This window comes from Roseospira visakhapatnamensis, assembly GCF_014197915.1.
GTDB classification, from domain to species: domain Bacteria; phylum Pseudomonadota; class Alphaproteobacteria; order Rhodospirillales; family Rhodospirillaceae; genus Rhodospira; species Rhodospira visakhapatnamensis.
Window position 1 is genome coordinate 1 of the sequence record NZ_JACIGK010000032.1, and the last position, 21830, is coordinate 21830.

At 68.3% G+C, this 21830-nt stretch carries 27 protein-coding genes, 1 tRNA gene and 1 pseudogene; 13 read left to right on the forward strand and 16 right to left on the reverse strand.

What is annotated here, in order from left to right; all coding sequences use genetic code 11:
- The 4 genes and pseudogenes from GGD89_RS16500 to radA form a co-directional block, all read right to left on the reverse strand.
- Nucleotides 1-269: pseudogene (locus GGD89_RS16500) on the reverse strand (IS4-like element ISMmg3 family transposase); the annotation flags it as partial.
- Nucleotides 270-451: 182 nt separating this feature from the next.
- Nucleotides 452-1912: an amidophosphoribosyltransferase gene (gene purF, locus GGD89_RS16505; protein ID WP_343058636.1), complete on the reverse strand. Its 1461-nt coding sequence runs from the start codon at nucleotides 1910-1912 to the stop codon at nucleotides 452-454.
- Between the two features lie 119 nt (nucleotides 1913-2031).
- Nucleotides 2032-2718: a CvpA family protein gene (locus GGD89_RS16510; protein ID WP_246423185.1), complete on the reverse strand. Its 687-nt coding sequence runs from the start codon at nucleotides 2716-2718 to the stop codon at nucleotides 2032-2034.
- Complete coding sequence (gene radA / locus GGD89_RS16515; protein ID WP_184047517.1) at nucleotides 2705-4228, reverse strand: DNA repair protein RadA; 1524 nt, start codon at nucleotides 4226-4228, stop codon at nucleotides 2705-2707. Before radA ends, GGD89_RS16510 begins: the two co-directional genes overlap by 14 nt.
- A 315-nt stretch (nucleotides 4229-4543) precedes the next feature.
- On the opposite strand from radA, the gene GGD89_RS16520 reads away from it, so the two are divergent.
- Nucleotides 4544-4620, forward strand: a tRNA-Arg gene (locus tag GGD89_RS16520).
- 56 nt (nucleotides 4621-4676) lie between these two features.
- On the opposite strand, the gene GGD89_RS16525 is transcribed toward GGD89_RS16520, so the two are convergent.
- The 12 genes from GGD89_RS16525 to GGD89_RS16580 form a co-directional block, all read right to left on the reverse strand.
- The gene (locus tag GGD89_RS16525; protein ID WP_184047520.1) at nucleotides 4677-5774 is read right to left on the reverse strand and encodes a site-specific integrase; all 1098 of its coding nucleotides are present in this window, start codon (nucleotides 5772-5774) and stop codon (nucleotides 4677-4679) included.
- Nucleotides 5771-6049: a helix-turn-helix transcriptional regulator gene (locus GGD89_RS16530; RefSeq protein WP_184047523.1), complete on the reverse strand. Its 279-nt coding sequence runs from the start codon at nucleotides 6047-6049 to the stop codon at nucleotides 5771-5773. The genes GGD89_RS16525 and GGD89_RS16530 overlap by 4 nt, the downstream gene beginning before the upstream one ends.
- Nucleotides 6046-7527, reverse strand: coding sequence for a phosphoadenosine phosphosulfate reductase domain-containing protein (locus GGD89_RS16535; protein ID WP_246423186.1), 1482 nt, complete (start codon nucleotides 7525-7527; stop codon nucleotides 6046-6048). The genes GGD89_RS16530 and GGD89_RS16535 overlap by 4 nt, the downstream gene beginning before the upstream one ends.
- Before the next feature lie 18 nt (nucleotides 7528-7545).
- Nucleotides 7546-8157: a hypothetical protein gene (locus tag GGD89_RS16540; RefSeq protein ID WP_184047526.1), complete on the reverse strand. Its 612-nt coding sequence runs from the start codon at nucleotides 8155-8157 to the stop codon at nucleotides 7546-7548.
- A 62-nt stretch (nucleotides 8158-8219) separates the two neighbouring features.
- Complete coding sequence (locus GGD89_RS16545) at nucleotides 8220-9161, reverse strand: DUF2303 family protein (protein ID WP_184047527.1); 942 nt, start codon at nucleotides 9159-9161, stop codon at nucleotides 8220-8222.
- A gap of 12 nt (nucleotides 9162-9173) precedes the next feature.
- The gene (locus GGD89_RS16550) at nucleotides 9174-9536 is read right to left on the reverse strand and encodes a hypothetical protein (RefSeq protein WP_184047530.1); all 363 of its coding nucleotides are present in this window, start codon (nucleotides 9534-9536) and stop codon (nucleotides 9174-9176) included.
- Between the two features lie 30 nt (nucleotides 9537-9566).
- The gene (locus GGD89_RS16555) at nucleotides 9567-9869 is read right to left on the reverse strand and encodes a MarR family winged helix-turn-helix transcriptional regulator (RefSeq protein WP_184047533.1); all 303 of its coding nucleotides are present in this window, start codon (nucleotides 9867-9869) and stop codon (nucleotides 9567-9569) included.
- Between the two features lie 12 nt (nucleotides 9870-9881).
- Nucleotides 9882-10169, reverse strand: a complete 288-nt coding sequence (locus GGD89_RS16560) for a hypothetical protein (RefSeq protein ID WP_184047535.1) — start codon at nucleotides 10167-10169, stop codon at nucleotides 9882-9884.
- The gene (locus tag GGD89_RS16565; RefSeq protein ID WP_184047538.1) at nucleotides 10166-10324 is read right to left on the reverse strand and encodes a hypothetical protein; all 159 of its coding nucleotides are present in this window, start codon (nucleotides 10322-10324) and stop codon (nucleotides 10166-10168) included. Before GGD89_RS16565 ends, GGD89_RS16560 begins: the two co-directional genes overlap by 4 nt.
- Nucleotides 10321-10671 (reverse strand): GapR family DNA-binding domain-containing protein, encoded by a 351-nt coding sequence (locus GGD89_RS16570; protein ID WP_184047541.1) that lies wholly within the window; start codon nucleotides 10669-10671, stop codon nucleotides 10321-10323. Before GGD89_RS16570 ends, GGD89_RS16565 begins: the two co-directional genes overlap by 4 nt.
- A gap of 3 nt (nucleotides 10672-10674) precedes the next feature.
- A complete protein-coding gene (locus GGD89_RS16575; RefSeq protein WP_184047544.1) occupies nucleotides 10675-11430 on the reverse strand; it encodes a hypothetical protein in 756 nt (251 codons plus the stop codon).
- 510 nt (nucleotides 11431-11940) lie between these two features.
- Nucleotides 11941-12438 carry a hypothetical protein gene (locus tag GGD89_RS16580; RefSeq protein ID WP_184047547.1) on the reverse strand — a complete coding sequence of 166 codons (498 nt, stop codon included), beginning with the start codon at nucleotides 12436-12438 and terminating at the stop codon, nucleotides 11941-11943.
- A gap of 14 nt (nucleotides 12439-12452) precedes the next feature.
- Between GGD89_RS16580 and GGD89_RS16585 the strand changes: the two genes are divergently transcribed.
- From GGD89_RS16585 to GGD89_RS16640, 12 genes are all read left to right on the forward strand, one after another.
- Entirely contained in the window at nucleotides 12453-12695 is a 243-nt protein-coding gene (locus tag GGD89_RS16585) for a hypothetical protein (RefSeq protein ID WP_184047549.1), read from the forward strand.
- A gap of 2 nt (nucleotides 12696-12697) precedes the next feature.
- A complete protein-coding gene (locus GGD89_RS16590) occupies nucleotides 12698-13192 on the forward strand; it encodes a hypothetical protein (protein WP_184047552.1) in 495 nt (164 codons plus the stop codon).
- A 182-nt stretch (nucleotides 13193-13374) separates the two neighbouring features.
- Nucleotides 13375-13581, forward strand: a complete 207-nt coding sequence (locus GGD89_RS16595; protein ID WP_184047556.1) for a hypothetical protein — start codon at nucleotides 13375-13377, stop codon at nucleotides 13579-13581.
- A gap of 51 nt (nucleotides 13582-13632) precedes the next feature.
- Nucleotides 13633-14232, forward strand: coding sequence for a hypothetical protein (locus GGD89_RS16600; RefSeq protein ID WP_184047559.1), 600 nt, complete (start codon nucleotides 13633-13635; stop codon nucleotides 14230-14232).
- Between the two features lie 217 nt (nucleotides 14233-14449).
- Complete coding sequence (locus tag GGD89_RS16605) at nucleotides 14450-15328, forward strand: ATP-binding protein (RefSeq protein ID WP_184047562.1); 879 nt, start codon at nucleotides 14450-14452, stop codon at nucleotides 15326-15328.
- Nucleotide 15329: 1 nt separating this feature from the next.
- On the forward strand, nucleotides 15330-16046 hold the full coding sequence (locus GGD89_RS16610; protein ID WP_184047565.1) for a hypothetical protein: 717 nt from the start codon (nucleotides 15330-15332) through the stop codon (nucleotides 16044-16046).
- Entirely contained in the window at nucleotides 16043-16267 is a 225-nt protein-coding gene (locus GGD89_RS16615; protein ID WP_184047568.1) for a hypothetical protein, read from the forward strand. Before GGD89_RS16610 ends, GGD89_RS16615 begins: the two co-directional genes overlap by 4 nt.
- A 140-nt stretch (nucleotides 16268-16407) precedes the next feature.
- Complete coding sequence (locus GGD89_RS16620) at nucleotides 16408-16608, forward strand: DUF6511 domain-containing protein (protein WP_246423187.1); 201 nt, start codon at nucleotides 16408-16410, stop codon at nucleotides 16606-16608.
- Nucleotides 16609-16618: 10 nt separating this feature from the next.
- Complete coding sequence (locus tag GGD89_RS16625) at nucleotides 16619-17419, forward strand: hypothetical protein (RefSeq protein WP_184047574.1); 801 nt, start codon at nucleotides 16619-16621, stop codon at nucleotides 17417-17419.
- Nucleotides 17416-17997 carry an MT-A70 family methyltransferase gene (locus GGD89_RS16630; RefSeq protein WP_184047577.1) on the forward strand — a complete coding sequence of 194 codons (582 nt, stop codon included), beginning with the start codon at nucleotides 17416-17418 and terminating at the stop codon, nucleotides 17995-17997. The genes GGD89_RS16625 and GGD89_RS16630 overlap by 4 nt, the downstream gene beginning before the upstream one ends.
- The gene (locus GGD89_RS16635; protein ID WP_184047580.1) at nucleotides 17994-19286 is read left to right on the forward strand and encodes an ATP-dependent DNA helicase; all 1293 of its coding nucleotides are present in this window, start codon (nucleotides 17994-17996) and stop codon (nucleotides 19284-19286) included. Before GGD89_RS16630 ends, GGD89_RS16635 begins: the two co-directional genes overlap by 4 nt.
- Nucleotides 19283-21826, forward strand: a complete 2544-nt coding sequence (locus GGD89_RS16640) for a VapE domain-containing protein (protein ID WP_184047583.1) — start codon at nucleotides 19283-19285, stop codon at nucleotides 21824-21826. The genes GGD89_RS16635 and GGD89_RS16640 overlap by 4 nt, the downstream gene beginning before the upstream one ends.
- Nucleotides 21827-21830 lie beyond the last annotated feature (4 nt).

Genomic DNA, 21830 nt, shown 5'->3' on the forward strand with positions numbered 1-21830 from the left:
TCGATGATCACGATCGGTTGAACGCCCCCCGCGCTCGACCGCTCCAGAACCTCGCGGGCATACGGCGCCATGACCTCGGCGGGATCGATCAGGCCATTGGCCAGAACCCGCTTGATCCATTGAAACCGGCTGGCCCGGTTCTCCGTCTCCAGCGGAAGGCCGCAGCCAAGGGCCATCAGGTTGACGTGTTGCTCCTGCAGGAGTGTCGCCACCAGTGTCGAGAGCTTGCGCCTTTGCGTGACCCTTTGCCGGGGAAGCCGACGGCGCATGTCCTCTTCCACAGCCTCTTTCAGCCCATCTATGTCAACCATCAAAACCTCGGGGTTCGGTTCCCCTCGGTCGAATCACGCCACGACGCCCGCGTCAAGTCTCTCCCTCGGAAAAACTGACCCGTGGCAAGAGGCACCGAACCAAAAAACGAAAGACCTTCGTCCAGGGCCGCGCCTCGTCCTTACACCGCCTCGCGCAGCAACGTGAGCTGGCGCGAGCGGCTGCCCCCCTCCTCGTCCACCAGCGGAATCGGGTAGTCCCCGGTGAAATAGTGGTCCAGGAAGGCCGGGGCCATCGGATCGCGGCCGGGCTCGCCCATCGCCCGGTACAGCCCGTCCAGGGTCACGAAGGCCAGGCTGTCCACGTCGATGTAGCCGGCCATGCCCTCGATACTCATGTGGCTGGCCACCAGATCCGCCTTTTCCGGCGTGTCGATGCCGTAGAAACACGGGAAGCGGATGGGCGGGCTGGCCACCCGCATGTGCACCTCGGCGGCCCCGGCCTCGCGCACCATGCGCACGATCTTCACCGAGGTGGTTCCGCGCACGATGGAATCGTCGATCAGCACCACCCGCTTGCCCTTCAACACCGCCATGTTGGCGTTGTGCTTCAGGCGCACCCCCAGGTGACGGATCTCATTGGTGGGCTCGATGAACGTCCGGCCCACATAGTGATTGCGGATGATGCCCAGTTCGAAGGGCAGTCCCGCGCCCTCGGCGAAGCCCATGGCCGCCGGCACCCCGGAATCGGGCACCGGCACCACCACGTCCGCGTCCACCGGCGCCTCCCGGGCCAGTTCGGCGCCGATCGCCTTGCGCACCTGATAGACGCTCCGGCCCCCCACCACACTGTCCGGGCGGGCGAAATAGACGTACTCGAACAGGCAGGGCCGGGGCCGTTCCCGGCGGAACGGCCGCACGCTCTCCAGGCCCTCCTCGGTGATGACCACCACCTCGCCCGGCTCCACGTCGCGCACCAGTTCGGCGCCGATGATGTCAAAGGCGCAGGACTCGGACGCCAGGATGTAACTGTCGCCCAGCCGCCCCAGCACCAGCGGCCGCACGCCGAAGGGATCGCGCACCCCGATCAGCTTGCGCTGAGTCAACAGCACCAGGGAGTAGGCGCCCTCGACCTGCAACAGCGCCTCCACCAGCCGGTCCACCACGCGGCCCTTCGCGCGGGCCATCAGGTGGAGGATGACCTCGGTATCCGTGGTGGACTGGAAAATACTCCCCTGGCCGATCAACTCCCGGCGCAAGGTCATGGCATTGGTCAGGTTGCCGTTGTGGGCGACGGCGACCCCCCCCAAGTCCAGTTCCGCGAACAAGGGCTGGATGTTGCGCGGGTTGGGCGCGCCCGTGGTGGAATAGCGGTTGTGGCCGATGGCCGCGTTGCCCACCAGCCCGTCCATGACCCGCCGTTTGGCGAACACGTCGGCCACCTGGCCCAGCCCCCGGTGCACGTTGAAGCGCTCGCCGTCGTGGGCGACGAGGCCGGTGGCCTCCTGGCCGCGATGCTGGAGGGCATGAAGACCGAGCGCGGTGTGCGCGGCGGCATCGGACGTGCCGAGGATGCCGAAGACCGCGCATTCTTCTCGCAGGCGGTCCGAGCCCGGGTCGAGGGCATAAACAGGCGCGGGCACAGGCGCGGACGCCGGCGACGGGGCCCCCTGCCCGCGCCTCCCCCTGACTGGAGGCCGATGGGAGACCGCGGGGGTCGGCGCGACGGGACCCGCGACGGGATCCGGGCCTGTGTCTGGACTCATTGAGTGCTCTCGATCAGTCGGTTCATCTCCTGGCGCTCGTCGCGCTGGTAGCCCTCGACCCCCGGACGCGGTGGTGCCTGGGGGCGCGGCTGGCGCAGGTCCTCGAACGCCCGCTGGGCATCCAGGGCATTGTTGACCCCGGCGGCGGCCTCGCCTGCCTGCCGGCGCAGGCGCTCCTGCTCGGCCAGCAACGCGGGGGGCAGCATGGCGTACAAGGCCTCCTGGCCATCCCGGATCATGGGCATGCTGCGCGCCTCCCGCACCCAACGCGGCTGGGTCTCGGGCGGTACCAGCCAGGAGGCGGACACATAGATCACGATCACCACCAGGGCGCCCCGGGCCAGGCCGAACAGGAACCCAAGCGAGCGATCCAGGCTGTTGAGCGCACTGTCCTGCACCCGGCGGGCGATCAGGGTGGTGATGATCGAGAACACCACCAGCGCCACCAGGAACAGCGCCACGGCGGCCGTCAGGTCGGCCGCCCACTCTATGGGAATGTAGGGCCGCACGTAGGGCTGCACGAGGGGCAGGCCGTAGACGGCCACCAGGATGGCGCCGATCCAGGCGCCAATGCCCATGACCTCGTGCACGAACCCGCGAAAGAACGCCAGGATCGCCGAGATCAGCAGGATCAGCAGCACGCCCATGTCCACGGGGTTGATCGGCCAGCTATCCATGCTCATCCGTCGTTTCCTCTCGCGCCCCCGTGCCGGCGTCGGCATCCGCCCGCGCGTCCGGCCCCAGCAGGCCGACCAAATCCTGCAGGTGACCGATCGCCCGCACCGCCGGCCCCGGCGTGGCCCGGGCCTCCGAGGTTCGGGACGAACCGGCCGAGGGTCCCCCGTCTCCGGTGCCTTGCCCGGGCCGGGCCTTCCCTCCGGGACGGCGACCGCCCCCCCGCTCCGGCGTGGTGGGCATCAACACCGACGAGAACCCCAGCTTGGCCGCCTCGCGAACACGCCCACCGGCCTGGGTCACGGGCCGCACCTCGCCAGACAGGCCGATCTCGCCAAACACCACCATGTCGGCGGGCACCGGGGTCCCGCTGGCCGCCGAGACCAGCGCGGCGGCGACGGCGAGGTCGGCGGCCGGCTCCTGAATCCGCAAACCACCTGCCACGTTGAGATAAACGTCATTGCCGCCCAAGGCAAGGCCACACCGGGCCTCCAGCACCGCCAGCACCATCGCCAGCCGGCTCCCGTCCCAACCGACCACGGCGCGACGCGGCGAGCCCCCGCCCGAGGGCGCCACCAGGGCCTGGATCTCCACCAGCAGCGGCCGGCTCCCCTCGATGCCGGCGAACACGCAAGCGCCGGAGACGTTGCCCCGCCGCTCGGCCAGGAACAGGGCCGAGGGATTGTCCACCTCCAGCAGGCCCCGGTCGCTCATCTCGAAAACGCCGATCTCGTCGGTGGCGCCGAAGCGGTTCTTGACCGCCCGCAGGATGCGGTACGGGTGGCCGCGCTCACCCTCGAAGTAGAGCACGGTATCCACCATGTGCTCCAGCACCCGGGGGCCGGCGAGCGTGCCCTCCTTGGTGACATGACCGACCAGGAACAGCGTGAAGCCGCGCCGCTTGGCCAGACGGATCAACTCGTGGGCGCAGGTGCGCACCTGGGCCACCGTGCCCGGCGCCGAATCGAGGGTATCGGCGTGCACCGTCTGGATCGAGTCGACGACCACCGCGGCCGGGGCCTCGGTTCCGTCCAGGCTGGCGGCGATGTCGCGCAGGCTGGTGGCGCTGGCCAGCAGCACCGGCGCCGCCTCAAGCCCCAAACGGGCCGCGCGCAACCGCACCTGATCAATGGCCTCCTCGCCGGAGATGTACAACACCGGCGGCGCCTCCTGCGTCGCCAGCGCGGCGGTCGCCTGCAACAGCAGGGTGGATTTGCCGATGCCCGGGTCTCCTCCCACCAGCAGCACCGATCCCGGTACCAGGCCGCCACCGCACACCCGATCCAGTTCACCGATCCCCGTGGAGCGCCGGGGCGGCGTCGCGCCCTCGCCCTTCAGGCCGACAAAGCCGATGCGCCGGCCGCCCTTGCCGGCCGTCACCCCCTTGGGCACGGCCTCCGGAGGGGCCTCCTCGACCAGGGTGTTCCACTCGCCGCACCCATCGCAGCGTCCGGCCCACTTGCGATGGACGGCGCCGCAGGACTGACACACAAAACGACTGCTGGGGGGTTTGGCCATGGGGGAGCCATACCGCGCCCGGGCCGCCCGCCGCAACCGCCCGATCATCCCGCTTGCGGCACCGGGTTCGGAGTCACAGGTCGCGGGTTGCCTCGGGATGGAAATCCTTCAGGTGCCTCGCACCTCCAGGATGAAGAGCATATCGGTGCGCCCCAGAAGCGGTACCGGCCCATCCGGAGACCGTCTGGCCGATCACGTTACCTCTTGCGCCGACCCCAGGTTTTCAGTATTACACGCCCCTCGCCGGACGACACACCGGTCCTGATCGCTGTTTGGCGTGACACCCGGTGTCGTTATTCTGGCAGGTAATGCAAGGCGCCCGTAGCTCAACTGGATAGAGCATCTGACTACGGATCAGAAGGTTAGGAGTTCGAATCTTCTCGGGCGCGCCAGTTTTCAAGGGGTTATGGGCCGGCGAACAGGATGTTAGACAGTCCCAAAAAGGGCGTTAGACACTCGCTGGTCCGTTCCCGTTTTTTTCGTTCCGCACATTTTGTTCCGACGTCGCCGCGTCAAGGCAGTCAATAGCCAGCCGTGCCGCACGACGCTGGGCACTATATTTCATCGCCATCTGCATGGTGGCATGTCCGGTGATTGCGGCGACCCCTTCCCAGTCCCCCAGTAGCTCGTACACCCTCGTAGCGGCCGTGTAGCGCAACCCGTGTGTCGTGACGTCGCTCACTTTGGCTGCCTTGTACGAGGCCGCCATGCGGTGCCGGAAGCGATCCACGGTAATGGTCCCGAGAATCCGGGACTCCCGGTCCGGCTCGCCACCGCTCCGCGTTTGGCGCCAAGCGTCCAGGGCCGCGGCCAAGTCGCGGCTCACCGGCAAGCCGAGATGAGCTCCGGTCTTCTGCTGGTGCACTCGCACGGCGCCCCCCTCGACATGCCCCCAGGTCGTGGCCAGCACATCGCCGCCCCGCTGCGCGGTGTTCAACGCCAGTTCGAACGCGATCCGCTCCCAGGACCCGAGCGGCCAGCGCGCTCGGAAAAGAGCCACTTCACTTTCTTCCCAGGGCCGATGGCCGTCACCGCTCTTGAACCGTCTCGGGCGCGCGGCCGGATTAACGGTCACTCCGAAGGTGCTGGACCGATCGACGGCGTAGCTGAACAACAGCCTCAGGATCTGCAGGATGTAGTTCGCCTTTCGGGGGGTATTTGCATACTTGTCGCGCAAGGCTAACACGAACTCGCGCGGCATGGTCTTGATCGGCAAGTGGCCGTGGTTCTGCTTCAACAGGTCCAGGTAGCCGGTGTAGTCCTTCCGCGTCTTCGGGGCTTTTGATTTGAAATCGGCCGACTCCCGGTAGTGATCGATCAGGTGGGCCAGGGTGCCGACGGCGGCCGGCCGGCGCTCGGTTCGGCCCTGATCCTCGAAGGTCTGGTGGATGCGCTGGTAAGCCGCGACAAACGCCGCGTCGCCCGGCACCACGGGCTTGCCGTCGACATCCGTGATCCGCACTCGCCGTTTGCCGCGCCGGTAGTAGGCGTAGACCTTCCCGCGCGAAGTGTAGACCTGGAGGTATGCGAGGGGGACAGGAGTCATGCTGCGCCCGCCTTCAAAGAATTCAGCCAGGCGTTACCGGTGGCCTCGTCGTGCACCCGACCGGCGGCGCGGTCCAGCCAGGCGTCCAGATCTTCCTTCAGCCAGACGCGCCGGCCGGCGGTCAGAGCGATGGGCTGGGGTGCGGTACTGCCCTGCTTGTTGACCTCTCCCCAGAACTTGCTGGGCGACAGCCCGACGTAGGCCGCGGCCAGTTCCAGCCCCATCGATCGGGGCCAGTCCGGCAGTTCGTGCGGAGCGAGGCGGCGGGCGGTCATGACCCCATCCCCTCCAACAGCGGCTGCACGGTGCCGTCCTGGTAAACGGTGTCCATCCAGGTGTCGGCGCGCGGTTCGTCGCCCGCCCACCCATTCGGCCATGTGCCTGCGTCGATCAGCGCGCGGATGCGGGCCGTTTCCTCCGTGTTCAGGATGTCGATTTCCGGACGGCCCCGGGGCCGCGCAAGGGTGTTCACGTCGCCCTGGATGTCCAGCACCATGTCCAGCGCCGCCCGGCGGGCCTCCAGGGTCAGCGGCCCCATGCGCTGGGGGTTCTTGGCGAGGGCGCCGGACTTCAGGCGCTCGGCGCCGGGCTTGCGCAGCCGCTGCCGCGGCTCGCGCAACCAGCGCCACAGGGGCCGCAGGCCCTTCAACGGCTTGAGATAGGCCCATTGCGGCTGGGCCAGGATGGCGTCGAGGGCCGTGTCCCGCTGCGCCAGCGGGCAGCCGACACAGCCGGTGCGGGCATTGATCTCCTCGGCCTCGTCGCCGCCGTAGGCGTCGGCCAGAGCCGCCGTCTCCCACCCGCCGTATTCCGGCATGGGCGCGTAGATGCGCAGCCAGTCCCACACCAGGCACACCCGCCAGTGCAGCAGCGGCGCCAGGGTGGCCACGCGCCCCCGGATGCCCCTGGCGTGGGGCAGGACCTGCTGATACCAACCCTGCCCGCATTCGGCGCCGTCGCGGCTGCACGACATTTCGATGCGCCGGTCGCGGATGGCGGACTCGCCCTGCCGCACGCCGGTGATCATCAGCACGGACCCGTCGAGGCCGGCCAGACGTTCGGCGATGGCCGCCGCCATCGGGTCCACCTTGATCTGGCGCGTGCACCAGCGCAGCGTGTTGTTGTTCGGCGGCGGCACGCCCCGCCCGAGCATGTACACGAGAAACCGCCGGTCGAGCGGCGCCCGCACCACCTGGACATCAATGCCGCGCGCGCGCAGCCGCGCCATGATCCCCTGGGCCGCGATGGCCAGCGGCGGCAGTTCCATGCGCGTGTCGGCGTAGAACACGGTCAGCGACCGGGGACGATCCAGCGTGCCGCTCTCCAGCAGGCTGACCAGCAGGCTCAGGGCGGCCGTTGAATCCTTGCCGCCCGACCATGCGACGCACCAGTGATCGTGCGCCGGACCGTAGGCCTGGAGCGACTGGACGGTCAGGTCCATGGCCTCGCCCACCGCCATGCGTGGCGAGGTGCTGAACAGGTCGGGGTGGCGGCGAGCAGCGGTCATGACGCCCTCCGCCTCTCCATCAATGCAGGGTTGGCCCCTCTTGGCCATGTCGAGAGACATGGACAGCGCCTCTGGATCGCCCATCACGTCCATGAAGTCCTCAAGCACGTTGTCGGCCGCATCCAAAAGTTCCGCCAACACGTCGTCGGCGATGTAGGTGCGGGCCTCCGGGAGCGGCTCGGCGTGCCACAGATAGCTGTGCGGGTGAATCCACACCCGATCCGGCAGGGTCTGGTTCGGCGTCATGGTCCCGATCCTCCGTCATCAGGCGGGTACCGGCGCATCGGCCGGCAACAGGCTCCGCAGCATGGTCAGCCAGTGATCGGCGGCCTGGTACCAGGGCTCGGGCCGCAGGATGGTGGTGTCCGGTGGCGGCAGTTCCTGGACCCAGTCCACCCCGCAGGGGACCAGCAGGTCGCGGCGCTCGGTGGCCAGCGCCACCATGTCCGCCTGATGCACGGCGCGCAGGGTCTCCGCCGAGGGCATCGGCACGCCGGCTGCGATCCACAACACCGCGTCCGTCGTGTCGGCGATCCGGTTCAGCCACGCCTGCACGTCGGCCGGGGCGCTGCGCTTCATGGGCGCGGGCCAATCCACGCCCATGAGTGCCTCGTGTGCATCGTGCAACAGGCCATACAGCCGCAGGTCCGGGGGCAGCAGGGCCGCCACATGGCAACAGTGCTGCGCCACGCTATAGGGTGCGGCCTGGGTGGCGCCGCCGAACCGGGCGATCTTGCCCAGGCCGTCGGCGATATCGCGCCAACACACGTCCTCGACGCGCGGCGCCAACGGCCACCAGCGCCGCCCGCTGGCCAGTTGCAACCACTCGCCAGCGCGGCGGGACGCAGAAAAAGACGAGAGGGCGAGGCAGGTCATACGGGCGCTCCGGAGGCGGTGCCGTCGCGGCTCAGATGGCGGAACCGCGACGGCAAGAGGGGCTAAAGGGACTCGGGTTCCTCGGGCATGCCGGCGTAGACGGGCACGCCGGTGTCCCCGGCGATGCGGGTGGCGGCGTCCTGGAAGGCGTCGTCGAACACCTCCTTCACCCGCTGCAGGTCGAACCACCAGCTCAGGCCCTCGCGGCTCTTGCGGTAGCGCAGGCGGGCGACCATCCGGTAGCGCGTGCCCTGGTCGAACACCGGGATGGCGAGGCAGAACAGCGAGGGGATGGTCAGCTTCTGGCCGGCGCCGTCGGTGTGCTCCTCTTCGAAGACGATGGAGCCCTCGCCGCTGTTGGTGTTGATGACCGCGCCGACCCGACTGGTCTCGTGAACCACCAGCCCCCGGGCCAGTTCCATCATGCGTTCCGGCCCGGCGAAGGTGCCGTCCAGCAGTCGCGCCAGCTCGTGTAAGCGCTTGTCGCTCTCGGTCTCCGGGACGGCGGTCAGATCGGGCGCCGGCAGGACGTCGAGGATGCGATCCTCGACAAAGGCCGCGAAAGAGCCCTGGCCCATCTTCTCGCCACTGGCCCGGCTCCACAGCTTCCACTCGCGCGACAGCGGGAACTCGTGAGTCGCACGCCACCCGCGCCAGTTCGGCGTGGCATCCATGCCGGTCGCGGTGCCGGTGCCGCTCATGTAGTCGTAGACCGCCACGGCGCGGGCCGGATCGCGGGAGATGAACACCGCCGTCTCGGTGGTGTCGTGAGCCTTGATGTGCTCGATCAGGCTGTCGAGGGTGATGTGCTCGCTGCGCCCGCTGATCCGCTCCGGCCGGGCGCGGTATTCGTCCAGCAACGGCTTCAAGCTCTCCAGGCGCTTGCCCTGGGGAACGACGGCGATCGGCTTGTCGGTGAGGTCCTCGGCCAGGATCTCCAGGCCGACATGGTTGACCATGAAATCGGCAAGGGCGGCGGTTTCAGTCTGGGTTTCGGTGGACATGAACAGGGCTCCTTAGACGGCCTTGGTTTCGGGCGGGGCGGTTTCCACGGTCTTGAACGGCAGAGCCTGCTGGCGCGGGTCGTTACGGGTCAGGCGGTTGTCCTCGGTGGCGAAGAAGGTGGTGCGACGGCGCGGCATCTTCGGCTTCTTGGTGGCGATGTCGGCCACCACATCGATGCCGCGCCCATCCAGCTTCAGCTTGAGCTTGATGGACATTTCCCCGGCGGCCTTGCCCCCGGTCTCCATGCCAACGTTGTGCAGCGTAGCAACCAGCTCGCGCAGGTCGTCGGTAAGCTCGTTGTGGATCTGCCCGTCCTCGACGTCGGCGAGGAACGTGTTGAAGGTGCGGTGGGCGGTGGTGGTGGGATCGCTCATGGCAGCTCTCCGGAGTGGTGGGGGTAGGGATCAGGCGGCCTCGGCGACCGCGTCGGCGAGCAACGCCCGCACGTCCTGGGCGGCACGGCGTAGCCAGTCGCGGCCCTCGGCGGTGGGCACCACCAGCACCGACCGGCGATCGGTGGGATCGGGCTGGCGCATCAACAGCCCCTGGTGACCCAGCCGGTCCAGCGCTCGGCACGTGGCTGGCTTGGACATGCCGAGGTCCCGCGCCAGGCTCCGCACCGTGTGGGGATGCCCTTGAGTGGTGATGGCGACCATCACCGCCAGGTGGCGCAGGCTGGCATCGGGGACCATGGTCCGTGTGGTCATGGGGCGGGCTCCTCAGTGCTTGGTGATCGGGGCGCCCTGCGGCTCGGACGCGGCGGCCCGGAGAGCACGGCCGATGACGCCCAGGTCGGGGGCTAGTTCCTCGGCCCACTCTGCGGCACAGGCGACAAGCTGCACCGCGTGGGGTGCGCAGCAGCAACGCCCTAGGGACTCGATGTGGCTTGCGTCCGGATCATCGATCACGAGCACGTAGCACGTGATCTCGCCGCGTGCGATCCGGTCTGCGAGCGCTTGCAGGCGCTGGGCTATCTCGTCCGGCGAAGAGGTCTCGGCGCGGCTCATGATCCCGGCTCCAGCGCCGGGACGATCCCGTAGGGCACGGGCAGGCCGGCGACATCGGGACCCAGGACCGCGTGCCCGAGGATCGCCCAAAGCCCGAGCACCAGGAACAGGGCGGCAAGAGCCGTGCCCTCGGCGACGATCACGCGCGCGGTCATCGGCCGGCCCTCTCGGCGGCGATTCCCAGTTCGTCGCGGTACATCGCCAACAGCGTGTCGTGCTCGGCGCGGGCGCAAGCGGTCATGCGCCGCAGGCGCAGGACGTCCCGAAACGTGTAGAGGTTGAATCCATCCTCGACGACGGCGGCCTCGGCCGCCGCCAGATCGGCGCGCACATGGGCGATCTCGACGTTCAGCCGGGCGATCCGCTCGGCGCCGTCGGCCTCGGCGATATCTCCGGCGCGGATGTCGCTCCGCAGGGCGCGGACCGCCGCCTGCAGGCCACTGCGCTCCCGGTGCAAGTGCTCGATGCGCTCCGCGTGATACGGGAGGGACGTGACGGTCATGGGTCAACCCTCCCCCTGCGGATCGGCGGCCTGGCAAAGGCGCACCGTGGTCTGGATCAACTCGAGGAACTGGCGGCGGTGGTCTGGCCCCAGGTCCTGCCATGCGCCCAAAAGGGCCAGGGCGTCGTCACTGGTGACGACGGCGCGGTCCCAAGTCCGGCAAAGGCTGGTCATCGGCGCGCCTGCCCCCGGCTCGGCGGTGGGGACCAGGGTGCAGCCGGGGATGCAGACGGCATCCGGGGCGGGTGCTTCGTCGGGCGGTTCGTCCACCGGCTCGGCATGAAGAGGCGGTCCCAAGCCATCACAGCGGGGGCAGTGACAGGGGCACGCGTCCGGCTCGTCGTCACAGACCTCGGACCACGTGTGGCCGCAGTCGGGGCAGGCGTATTCGACGCGCCACCAGCACGGCGGCGTCTCGACGATCACGTGCGCTCGCCGCGGCAGGCCCAAGACCTCATTGGCCGCATTGAAAGCCGCGCCGATCAGGGCGGCCCGGTGGCCGGAAAAGGTCGGCCAGTAAGAGGGCGCCGTCTCGATCAAATGGTTCAGCGCCCAATCCGGCGCGCAGATTTCCATGACGATGGCGTCGATGACTGCCTTCGTGCAGCCGGTCGCCCGGCGCGCGGCGTCGTAAGCGGCGTCGTAGCCGGCCTCGGTCAGACGGACGCCCTCACCCGGGATGAGGGCGAAAAGGGCCGGGGCGGACGCGGCAGGATCAGGCAGGGCACTAGCGGCGCCGGAGGAACGGCAAGCGGACATGGCGGGGACTCCCATCGGGGGCCTGGGTGATGGAGAGATTTTGCACATATCGGTAAATTTTGGCAAGCAAAAATTTACCGATATGTGCAAATATTGCTGCCGAGGAGGGATGCCCGCTCACCTGTAGGGGTTGACCTAGCTCGATCTGGATGAATAGTATGAAGCGCCTGCTACCCGTAGTAATAGGGCAGGCCGTGGGGTTCCCGCCCCACGACCCGCGATGCACCCACATCGCACAGCGCTGGATCGTCATCCTTTGCCGCACCCCATGCCCGTACAGGCATGCATGGGGTAGCAAGTTGTGTACCGTGGGGGCACCAATGAAAGCCGAAGTGCGGCTGAATCGCGGACGTGAGACTCAAGTCATATATCCTGCGCAAGGCACACACATCGTAGGGCAGCATTGTTTGTCCTGGGCCTGAGACGTTCAACGTCCCATGTTCACCTTGTGTTCTTTTGCGGAGGAAAGAATGGCCCTGTCTTCAGACGAAGAACGTCGAGTTAGGGATATCATTTCTCGCCTTCCCAAGTCTCGTCGGGCGGAGGCAGTTGCTGCGGCGGAGGCTCTAGCAGAGCGGTTATGTGCGCCTCAAGGCCATCCAGGAACGCCGCGCGGCGTGACGGAGGCACAGACTCCAAGATCCGCATGAGTCGCCTAGCGTCATCTCTCTCACTTTGACTGTCATTAACGAGATCCACGAGGGGAAGGCCGGCCTTGTGGCTGATTTCCCTGAGTTTATCGATGCCCAGATTGCGGCTCATCGGGTCCCGGAAAAATTGGTAAAGCCCGGAGGGAGATATCCCGTATGCCTTGCACCACGCGTGCAGTGACTTGTAGGGCGACTCATCAATCGCCCGCCGTATTCTGTCGCGCAGCCTGAAGCGACGCGCTTTTTCATCTCCGTTGACCATAACCACATCATGCGCCGACTTGTGCAAATCGCACCTGTCGAGTTGCGCTAATTTTTGCTTGCCAAAATTTACCGATATGTGCAAAATCTCGGTCAAAGGAGGCGCCCACCATGAGCGACGATGATGACTTGTTGCGTGAATTCCGCTCCATCATGGATGCCCACGGCCTTTCGCGCCGTCGCGTGGCGCTGGTCTGTGGCCTCAAATATAGCGCCCTTCGGTTCATCCACGACCGGTCGTGGCGCCCACAGAACAAGACCCGTATCGCATTGGCGACTGCGTTGCCGTGCCTCCGAAGACACGTCGATCGCGCCGATTCCCATCTTACCCCTTCGGAGCCGGAGACCGCGTAGACATGGCCAATATGAACCTGACCCTTCGGGCCATGACTGCTCGCTTGGCCGACGCCGAGGCGACGGCCAACGTGGTGTTCCCGCGTCCGGATCCGAAGGTCCAGCGCGAGGCAACGGTGTGCCCCATCACGGGGTTCGCGATCCCCGTGGACCCACTGCGCTATCGCCGACGGGCCACGCCGCTGCTGGACGTGCTGGGTCGGTGGGAGTGGTGCGCCCGCGCACTGATCGGCCTTGCCGCCATGCGGGCGTTGAGACGCGCTGGTCTGGTGGTCGTGCCTCGGGCGTTGTTGGTGGCTTGCCTGCGCGAGATGGACCCGGAAACGGCTGCGTTGATGGCAGCCGATGACCGGGACACGGCCTTTTCCGATCAACCAGAGGACCAATCCGAAAGCGAGTCTGGTTCCTGCCCCTGCCAAACGGCGGAGTCGTCCCAGGGCGAGTGCGTTGTGCAGCGCGACGCCACGGCGTCGGCCGCCGCCTCGGGCGATGGATAGGTGCCCAGGTCCTCGTTGCCGACGCCAAGAACGAACACCCGTCCTCGGCGCCGGATCCAGAAGGTCCCGACCGGGGTTCGGAACGTCCACATGACACAGCCCTTTCAGTGCGGATCGCGGGATGCACCAGTTTAGGAGTCGATCCATGTCCGTCCACCCTTTGCACCATGAGGCCGCCTGACATGCCCCCGATGATCTTGCTGGTCCCCGACATCCCGGTTCTCTCCGTCCCGCACGCCCTCCGTCGCCTTGTCCACACCCTGGCGCTGCGCTGGTACGACGGGCGCGGCCAACGCTTGGAACGCCGTGCCGAGGCCCTGCAACGACGGGCGGACGCCGTCTACGCGCGAGGCGGTCGCCACTGGCAGGCCCTAAACCCTGATACCTGACACCCGCACTGTGCCCGGTCCAGGCACGCCACGACAGGGGGAGGATCGCCCATGCATGGGATGACGTTGGCACCGTCAGGCGGTTCGCCGCTCTCCGGAGGTGACGTGACCGAGGCCATCGACGCCGTCCGCGCGCGCTTCCTGAACTGGGTCCGTCGCTGTCCAGCAAAGGCCCTGGCGCGGATCCTCGGGGTCCCGGTCAAGACCGTCGACCGCTGGCGCGAAGGCGTCATGCCGTCGCCCGACAGCCTGGCGCTAATTGCCGCGCACATGGGCGAGAACTGGCTGACCTGGTTGTTTGGCCCGGTGCTCGACGAAGGCACGCTGGACGCGCAACTCGCCGTCGTGGCGCTGCGCATCGAGGAAATCCGCAGGGACATCAGGGAGAGCGATCATGTGCGGAGCGCTGGCGCTGCTGGCCAACCGGATCTGGGCGCCGCTGGGCCGGGCGCTAGCGCGGCGGATGGCCGCCCGGCACCTGCGGGCGGCAGAACGGCACGTAGACCAGGCCACCTGGTGGCGGGGTCGATGTTGATCGGCCTGGTCGTCGGCATGGGGGCGATGCAGGTCGTCGGCGATGCCGACGACGTCCTGCTGCGTGCCGGGAGCCAACCCAAGGTCATGCGGACCATGGGGGTGCGTGATGTGTGACTACCTCTTTCTGATCCGAAAAGGTCTGATCATCCCCGTTGGAGATGGACTTTTCAGTGCCACCCAAACTTACACGCTCGGAGACCAAGAAGCCTGATCACTTGAGGCCGGCGGCGCGGGCCGCCCGTTCCGCAAGGGCGGGCAGGCTCCCCCGGCGCCCGGCACCGCCCGCGCCGCCGCCCCACCCCACACTCCCAGGCCCAGGAGCCCGACGGACATGCCCGTCTCCCTCGTCACCGCCGACCAGCGCGCCTCCAGCGCCTACGACACCACATCGCTGGCCATCTTCGGCCCCGCCGGGGTGGGCAAGACCACCCTGGCCAGCACGCTGCCGGGCGAACGGTCCCTGGTGATCGACCTGGAGGCCGGCATGAAGCCGCTGCGCCACTGGTCCGGCGTCAGCCTGCCGGTGCGCGCCTACACCGACTTCCGGGACCTCGCCATCCTGATCGGCGGAGCCGATCCGGCCAAGCCGGACACCGAGGCCTATTCCGCCGGACATCACGCCCACATCGTGCAGACCTACCGCGATGCGGGCCTTAACGACGTGCTGGCCGCGCTGGCAGAACGTTCAATCATCTTCGTGGATTCCATCACCGACCTGACGCGACAGGCCATGGTCTGGGCCAAGCAGCAGCCGGAGGCCTTTTCCGCGCGCACCGGACAGCCGGACGTGCGCGGCGCCTACGGTCTGCTGGGCCGCGAGGTCATCACCGCCCTGAAGCACCTGCAGCACGCCCGGGGCCGCACGGTCATCTTCGTCGGCGTGCTGGAGAAGGTGACCGACGACTACGGCACGGTGCACTGGCAACCACAGACCGAGGGCTCGAAGGTCATGCGCGAACTGCCGGGCATCGTCGACCAGGTCATCAGCATGCACCACTTCCGGCCGGACACCGACGGCACCGGCTGGGTGCTGGACGAACAGGCGGACGGCCGCCGGCTCGTCTGCCGCGCGGGCAACCGCTACGGCCTGCCGGCCAAGGACCGTTCCGGTCAGCTGGACGAGACCGAGGCGCCAGACCTTGGCGCGCTGCTGACCCGCATCAATCAGGACGGCCCGTCGCCGTCTTCCACCACGTCCTGGAGCGCCTGACATGCTCGATCTCAACGACGCCGGCCCGCAGATGGCGCCGGCCAGTGACCTGATCCCCGATGGCACCTTCGCCAAGGTGAAGCTGACCCTGCGCCCGGGGGGTGTGGACGGCCCAACGCCCGATGACCGGGGTCTGCTGAAACCGTCGCAGAACAGCGACGTGAAGATGCTGGACTGCGAGTTCACCGTAGTCGGGGGCCGTTTCGACCGGCGCAAGTTCTGGCAGCTGCTGACCGTGGCCGGCGGCAAGGCCGATGCGAACGGCCAGTCGATCGGCTGGAACATCACCAAGTCCACCATCCGGGCCATGGTGGAGTCCGCCCTGGGGATCAACCCCAAGGACGACGGTGCCGAAGCCAAGCAGAAGCGCACCCTGCCCAGCCTGAAGGCGTTGGACGGAATCGCGTTCTACGCCTGGATCATGGTCGAGCCGGCCTCCAGCGCCCAGTACAAGGACCAGAATAAACTGGCCAACGTGGTTGTGCCCGGCGATCCCGAGTACGACCCGTTGACGCGCGGGGAAGAGGTGGAACCGCGCCCCGTGGACGCCAAGCCGCGCACGCCGAAGGGCGGGACCCAGCCGCAGGGCGGAGCGTGGGGCAACACCGCCGTCCCCAGCGCTCACAACTCCGCGCCTCCCGCTTGGCAGCAGACCGGGGGGCAAACAAGCGGTCAGCAGGCCGCCCAGGGTGGCGGCGCCAAGCCGAATTGGTTGTGACCGAGGACGAGAAACAGGCCGCCATCACCCGGGCCGGGGCATACGCCATCGCCGACTGGCTGGAGACGCGGGGTGCCCTGGGACGTCCCATCCGCTCCCTCACCATGGGCGAATTGGAGCGCATGGCCGGAGCCGCCATCTCCGCCGGCATCCTGGCCCGGGCCGAGGTGGCCTGGCGGATCGGCGACGACGCCGAGATGGCCCGCCTGCTGGTGGGATGACGCGGGCGCCCTGTGCCGTGTGCGGTCGTCAGACCCGCGGCTTCGGGCTCCGGCCGCTCCGGCCGGCGGCGCCATGGCATCACTTCTGTTCGATGCGCTGCCTGGATCGGGGTAGCGCCATGGCGACGAAAGGGCTCGGCATGATCGACAAGTCCAAAATGGAAGCCCAGGCGATCAAGGATGCCCGCCGCCCCTTCGCCGAGGTGCTGACCGAGCTCAACCTGATGGCGCCGTTCGCCGACCGCACTCCGGCGGAGATCGACCACCTGATCGAGGCCTGCGTCACCGGCTTTCAGGAGTCCATGCAGCGGCAGTCCCTCGAGGACGAAATCCCGTTCTGAGGCGCCCGGCATGATCGACCTCAACCATGGCTCCGGTGCCACCTGCGACACCGACCCGCGCCGCTTCAACATCGTGAGCGACCAGGTCAACGGTGCCGTCGACCTCATGCTGACACAGCGCCAGCGCGCCCAGGTGCCGCGCACGTACATCGGCGCGTCGAGTATCGGACGGACCTGTCTGCGCCAGATCCAGTACGACTACATGGCCGTGCCGAAGGACGAGGGCCGTGACTTCGAGCCGCGCACGCTCCGCATCTTCGAGGCCGGACACAAGGGCGAGGACATCGTCGCCGCGTGGCTGAAGGACGCGGGCTTCGACCTGCGCACCCACGGCGCCGACGGCCGGCAGTACGGCTACGTCCAGTTGGGCGGCCGCTTCAAGGGTCACATCGACGGCGTGGTCCTGCGCGCGCCCATCTCCATGGCCGTGCCCGCCCTGTGGGAAAACAAGGTACTGGGAAGCGCGTCCTGGCAGGCGACGGTGAAGAAAGGCGTGGTGCGCAGCAAGCCGATCTATGCCGCCCAGATGGCGATCTATCAGGCGTACATGGACCTGCCCAATCCGGCCCTGTTCACCGCCCTGAACCGAGACACCTGGGAGTTGTACGCCGAACTGGTGCCGGCCGACCCGCCCCTGGCGCAGCAGATGAGCGACCGCGCCGTCCACATCGTGCGCGCCTGCGATCACCAGGAGGTCCTGCCCCGAGCCGCCGGTGATCGCCGCGCCAAGGTGTGCGCCGGCGGTCACGACGACGACCACTGGCATCCGCCGTGCGCCTGGCAGGACCGCTGCTGGAGCCGCCCGTCATGAGCACCTGGCCATTCGATCCCCTGCGCCCACTGACCTACCGCTGCATCGTCGCCGATCCGCCGTGGCGTTTCGCCCTCTACAGCGAGCGCACGGGAGCGGCAAGGAGCCCGCAGGCGCACTACACCTGCATGGACCTGAACGCCATCAAGGCCCTGCCCGTGGGCCAGCTGGCGGCCGGGGACTGCCTGCTGTGCCTGTGGGCGACGGCGCCGATGCTGCCGCAGGCGCTCGAGGTCATGGCCGCCTGGGGGTTCACGTTCAAGACGATGGGGGTGTGGGCCAAGCAGTCGAAGCGGGGCGACAAGCAGGCTTTCGGCACCGGTTACATCCTGCGCAGCGCGGCCGAGCCGTACCTGATCGGCACCGTGGGGCGCGTCCGCGTCCTGTCACACAGCGTGCGCAACTGCATCCAGGCGCCGATCCGGGAACACTCCCGCAAGCCGGCGGAAATCTACCGGGACCTGGAGGCCCTGACCGATGGCACCCGCGCCGACCTGTTCAGCCGCGAAAGCCGGCCGGGCTGGGACAGCTGGGGGCAGCAGGCCGGCTTGTTCGATGCGATCGGGGGCGTGGCATGACAATCACCCCCAGCGACAGCCAAGCAGCCGCGATCCGCCAGATCAAGGCGTGGTTCGAACACCGCACCGACGAACAGCAGGTGTTCCGCCTGTTCGGCTACGCCGGCACCGGCAAGTCGACGGTGTTGAAGTTCGCGCTCGATGACCTGGGGCTTGATGCCGACGACGCCGAGGACGTCGTCACGGCCACCTTCACCGGCAAGGCCGCCATGGTGCTGCGCCGGAAGGGCACGCCGGCACAAACCATCCACAGCCTGATCTACTCCGTTCAGGAAGCGCCGGAAGAAGAGATCGCCGAGGCCGAGAAGGAGCTGGCGCAGATGGAGCGGGAGGTCCTGGCGCTGGTTGGCTGGGCGCGCACGGAGGCGCAGTCGCAGTGCGAGGCCCGCCGGCAGGCCATCAAGGAATTGCGCCGCCCGCAGTTTCGGCTGAACCCAGACTCCGCCGCCGCGCACGCCAAGCTGATCGTGCTCGACGAAGTCTCCATGGTGGGCGGGGACATGGCCAAGGACCTGCTGTCCTACGAACGGCCCATCCTGGTGCTGGGCGATCCCGGTCAGCTTCCGCCGATCAAGGGCGAAGGCGCGTTCGTCGACGCCACGCCCGACGTCATGCTGACCGAGGTGCACCGGCAGGCGGCCGAAAGCGCGGTGATCCGGCTCGCCACTTGGGCCCGCCAGGGCCGGCCGATTCCCATGGGCCTGCACGATCCCTTGGTCGCCAAGATGCGTTTCGGCGACCTGTCGCCGGAGATGTGCCTGAATGCGGACCAAGTCATCTGCGGCCGCAACGACACCCGCATCATGCTGAACAACGGCATCCGCCGGGTCGCGGGTCACACCAGCCTGCTGCCGGACCCGGGCGAGAAGATCATCTGCCTGAAGAACAGCAAGGACATGGGCGTGGTCAACGGCATGTTCCTCGAGCTGGACGAAGCGATCGACGACGCCGAGCTGATCTTCAAGGCCCGCCTGATCACCGAGGACGGCGCCGTCGTCGGCACGCCCAACAGGGACGGCGAGGCATGGGTGCCCGTCTACAAGGGCCCGTTCCTCGACCACGTCCAGATGGACAAGGACCGCAACGGCCGCGACTGGAAGCTGCTGCGCAAGGTCAAGCCGCTGGAGATGGTCTTCGGCTACGCCATCACCTGCCATAAGGCGCAGGGCTCCGGCTGGCGCAACGTCATCGTCTGGGATGACGGCCTTGGCCGGTCCGACGCCGACCGCCGGCGCTGGCTGTACACCGCCATCACGCGCGCCGAGGAAGGGCTGGTGCTGCTGTCATGACCATCGACCTGAATGACACGGCACCGCCCCCGCCTGCCCGCGTCAACCTGCGTGAGGTGAAGGACCGCTTGCAGGCGTCGGCCCACGACTGGGTGCCGATGCTGTTCCCGGCTGGCCGGTTGACCCCGGACCGGCGCGCCCTGCGGCTTGCCAACCTGGGCGGCGATGCACCGCGCGGTCACGGGTCGGCGGAAATCGGGCTGGCCGGGCGCTGGGCCGGGTACGGCCGCGATTGGGCCACAGACGATCGTGCTGACCCTATCGAGCTCATCGGCTGGGCGACGGGCCTTTGCAACGGTGACCTGTACACCGAAGCCGCGCGGGTGGCCGGGCTGACGCCGGACGCGCCCAAACCACGCAAGGCCGCGCCACCGCCGCCACCGGCCCGCGACAAGACGGCCGACGCCCGGCGCGTAGTCGAGAGCTGCCAGCCGCTCGGCGGCACCTTGGCCGAGGCCTACCTGAAGGCACGCGGGCTGACTGATCCCGGGGCGCCCGACCTGCTGTTCACGCCCGACATGACCGACATGGCCAGCCGCACCGGCTGGCCGGGCATGGTCGGCGTGATCCGCGATGGCGACGGACAGCCGACCGGCGGCATCCATCGGACCTTCCTGCGGCCCGACGGTGCCGGCAAGGCGTCGCCGGGAAAGAAGATGCTGGGCCCGGCCGGCGGCGGGCACGTCCGCCTGTTTCCGGTTCCCGAGGATGGCCACCTTGGCATCGCCGAAGGCATCGAGACCGCCCTGTCCGCGCACCGGCTGTTCGGCCTCCCCACCTGGGCGGGCCTGTCGGCGGAGGGTGTGCGGCGGTTCCAGTGGCCCGGCGGGGTGACGCGCCTCACCATCTTTGCCGACGCCGGTGAGGCAGGACAGAAGGCGGCGGCCGACCTTGCCGCGCGGCTGAACGATGCCGGGATCGGCCACACCATCGTCTCGCCGCTGCACGGCGACGACTTCAACGACGATCTGCGCCACGGTGCCACGGCGGACGACTACGCACCGAAGACGTCCGATGCGGCCGGACCGTCGGTGCAGGTGGACGACGGCACCACCCTGACCGCCGAGGCGGCGGCCCTGACCAAGGGCGATTTCCCCGGCGCCATCTCCATCGTCGACCGCATGGTGCGCGCCCGGCTGGAAGGCCTGGAAGAGGAAGGCATCCTGACCGCGCTCAAGGGCGCGACGGGCCTGTCCATGGGCGGGTTGCGCCGGCAGGTCACCACCATGCGCCGTCGGTTCAACGCCTCCGCCGGCGAGACCACGGCGCGCATCAACAGCACCTGGGCGCATCGCCTCCGCGTCGACGCCACCGGCCTGCCTGAGCGCAACGAGGCCAACGTCATGGTCGCGCTGGAGCACGATCCTGCGTTCGGCGGGGCCCTGTTCTTCGATGCCTTCGCCGAGAAGATCCTGGTCCACAGGTCGCTGCCGTGGTCCGGGCATGACGAAGAGTTCCCCCGGCAGTGGGCCGACGCCGACGACATCCACATGGCCGTCTGGCTGCAGCGGCGGGATATCAACGTGACGCCGATCGTCACCGCCCGCGCTGTCAACGCTTACGCTCGCGGCCGCGCCGTGCACCCCGTGCGCGACTACCTCGACAGCCTGGCCTGGGACGGCACGCCGCGCCTGGACAACTGGCTGTCCACCTATGTCGGAGCCCAGGATACCCGCCTGACCCGCGCGTTCGCCGCACGCTGGATGATCTCCGCCGTGGCCCGCATTCGGCGGCCCGGCTGCAAGGCCGACCACATGTTGGTGCTGGAGGGCCCGCAGGGCCTGAAGAAGTCGACCGCCTTCAAGACGCTGTGCGGCGCTGCGTGGTTCACCGACGAACTGGCCGAGGTAGGGTCGAAGGACGCCGCGATCCAGATGCAGGGCGCGTGGGTGGTCGAGATGGCCGAACTGGACGCCATGTCCAAGGCCGAGACCGGCCGCATCAAGGCGTTCCTGACCCGCACCACCGACCGCTACCGACCGCCCTACGGACGGCACACCGTCGAGGTCCCCCGCCAGGCGGTCCTGTGCGGCACCGTGAACCACGAGACGTGGTTGAAAGACGAGACCGGCGGCCGGCGCTTCTGGCCAGTCAAAGCCGGCGTGACCGGCCCGATCGACCTCGACAGCCTCGCGCAGGACCGCGACCAGCTGTGGGCCGAGGCCGCCGCCCGCTTCGCCGCCGGCGAACCCTGGTGGCTGGACGAGCAGGACCTGGTCACCGATGCCTGCGCCGCCCAGGAAGCGAAGCGCGTCACGGACGCCTGGGAAGAGAAGATCGACCGCTGGCTGACCCATAAAGTTGAACGGGTCCAGGTCGCCTACGAGCAGTGGGAGACCCAGGAAGTGCCGCGTGCCCAGCCGCTGACGGACGTGTCCGTAGGCGAAATCTTACAAGGAGCGCTGGGCATCGAGCCGGGTCGGTGGGGCAAACCCGAACAGATGCGCGTGGGGTCTTACTTCACGGCGCGGGGCTGGACTCGGTATCAGCAGCGGGTTCTTGGGGGGCCGCGCGAGTGGCGGTACCGGCACCCGGGATAACCAA

Coding starts and splice junctions, on each gene's coding strand:
- GGD89_RS16510 (WP_246423185.1), bottom strand. CDS start 2,718: ATGAGCATGGATAGCTGGCCGATCAACCCCGTGGACATGGGCGTGCTG.
- radA (WP_184047517.1), bottom strand. CDS start 4,228: ATGGCCAAACCCCCCAGCAGTCGTTTTGTGTGTCAGTCCTGCGGCGCC.
- GGD89_RS16525 (WP_184047520.1), bottom strand. CDS start 5,774: ATGACTCCTGTCCCCCTCGCATACCTCCAGGTCTACACTTCGCGCGGG.
- GGD89_RS16530 (WP_184047523.1), bottom strand. CDS start 6,049: ATGACCGCCCGCCGCCTCGCTCCGCACGAACTGCCGGACTGGCCCCGA.
- GGD89_RS16535 (WP_246423186.1), bottom strand. CDS start 7,527: ATGACGCCGAACCAGACCCTGCCGGATCGGGTGTGGATTCACCCGCAC.
- GGD89_RS16540 (WP_184047526.1), bottom strand. CDS start 8,157: ATGACCTGCCTCGCCCTCTCGTCTTTTTCTGCGTCCCGCCGCGCTGGC.
- GGD89_RS16545 (WP_184047527.1), bottom strand. CDS start 9,161: ATGTCCACCGAAACCCAGACTGAAACCGCCGCCCTTGCCGATTTCATG.
- GGD89_RS16550 (WP_184047530.1), bottom strand. CDS start 9,536: ATGAGCGATCCCACCACCACCGCCCACCGCACCTTCAACACGTTCCTC.
- GGD89_RS16555 (WP_184047533.1), bottom strand. CDS start 9,869: ATGACCACACGGACCATGGTCCCCGATGCCAGCCTGCGCCACCTGGCG.
- GGD89_RS16560 (WP_184047535.1), bottom strand. CDS start 10,169: ATGAGCCGCGCCGAGACCTCTTCGCCGGACGAGATAGCCCAGCGCCTG.
- GGD89_RS16565 (WP_184047538.1), bottom strand. CDS start 10,324: ATGACCGCGCGCGTGATCGTCGCCGAGGGCACGGCTCTTGCCGCCCTG.
- GGD89_RS16570 (WP_184047541.1), bottom strand. CDS start 10,671: ATGACCGTCACGTCCCTCCCGTATCACGCGGAGCGCATCGAGCACTTG.
- GGD89_RS16575 (WP_184047544.1), bottom strand. CDS start 11,430: ATGTCCGCTTGCCGTTCCTCCGGCGCCGCTAGTGCCCTGCCTGATCCT.
- GGD89_RS16585 (WP_184047549.1), top strand. CDS start 12,453: ATGAGCGACGATGATGACTTGTTGCGTGAATTCCGCTCCATCATGGAT.
- GGD89_RS16590 (WP_184047552.1), top strand. CDS start 12,698: ATGGCCAATATGAACCTGACCCTTCGGGCCATGACTGCTCGCTTGGCC.
- GGD89_RS16595 (WP_184047556.1), top strand. CDS start 13,375: ATGCCCCCGATGATCTTGCTGGTCCCCGACATCCCGGTTCTCTCCGTC.
- GGD89_RS16600 (WP_184047559.1), top strand. CDS start 13,633: ATGCATGGGATGACGTTGGCACCGTCAGGCGGTTCGCCGCTCTCCGGA.
- GGD89_RS16605 (WP_184047562.1), top strand. CDS start 14,450: ATGCCCGTCTCCCTCGTCACCGCCGACCAGCGCGCCTCCAGCGCCTAC.
- GGD89_RS16610 (WP_184047565.1), top strand. CDS start 15,330: ATGCTCGATCTCAACGACGCCGGCCCGCAGATGGCGCCGGCCAGTGAC.
- GGD89_RS16620 (WP_246423187.1), top strand. CDS start 16,408: ATGATCGACAAGTCCAAAATGGAAGCCCAGGCGATCAAGGATGCCCGC.
- GGD89_RS16625 (WP_184047574.1), top strand. CDS start 16,619: ATGATCGACCTCAACCATGGCTCCGGTGCCACCTGCGACACCGACCCG.
- GGD89_RS16630 (WP_184047577.1), top strand. CDS start 17,416: ATGAGCACCTGGCCATTCGATCCCCTGCGCCCACTGACCTACCGCTGC.
- GGD89_RS16635 (WP_184047580.1), top strand. CDS start 17,994: ATGACAATCACCCCCAGCGACAGCCAAGCAGCCGCGATCCGCCAGATC.
- GGD89_RS16640 (WP_184047583.1), top strand. CDS start 19,283: ATGACCATCGACCTGAATGACACGGCACCGCCCCCGCCTGCCCGCGTC.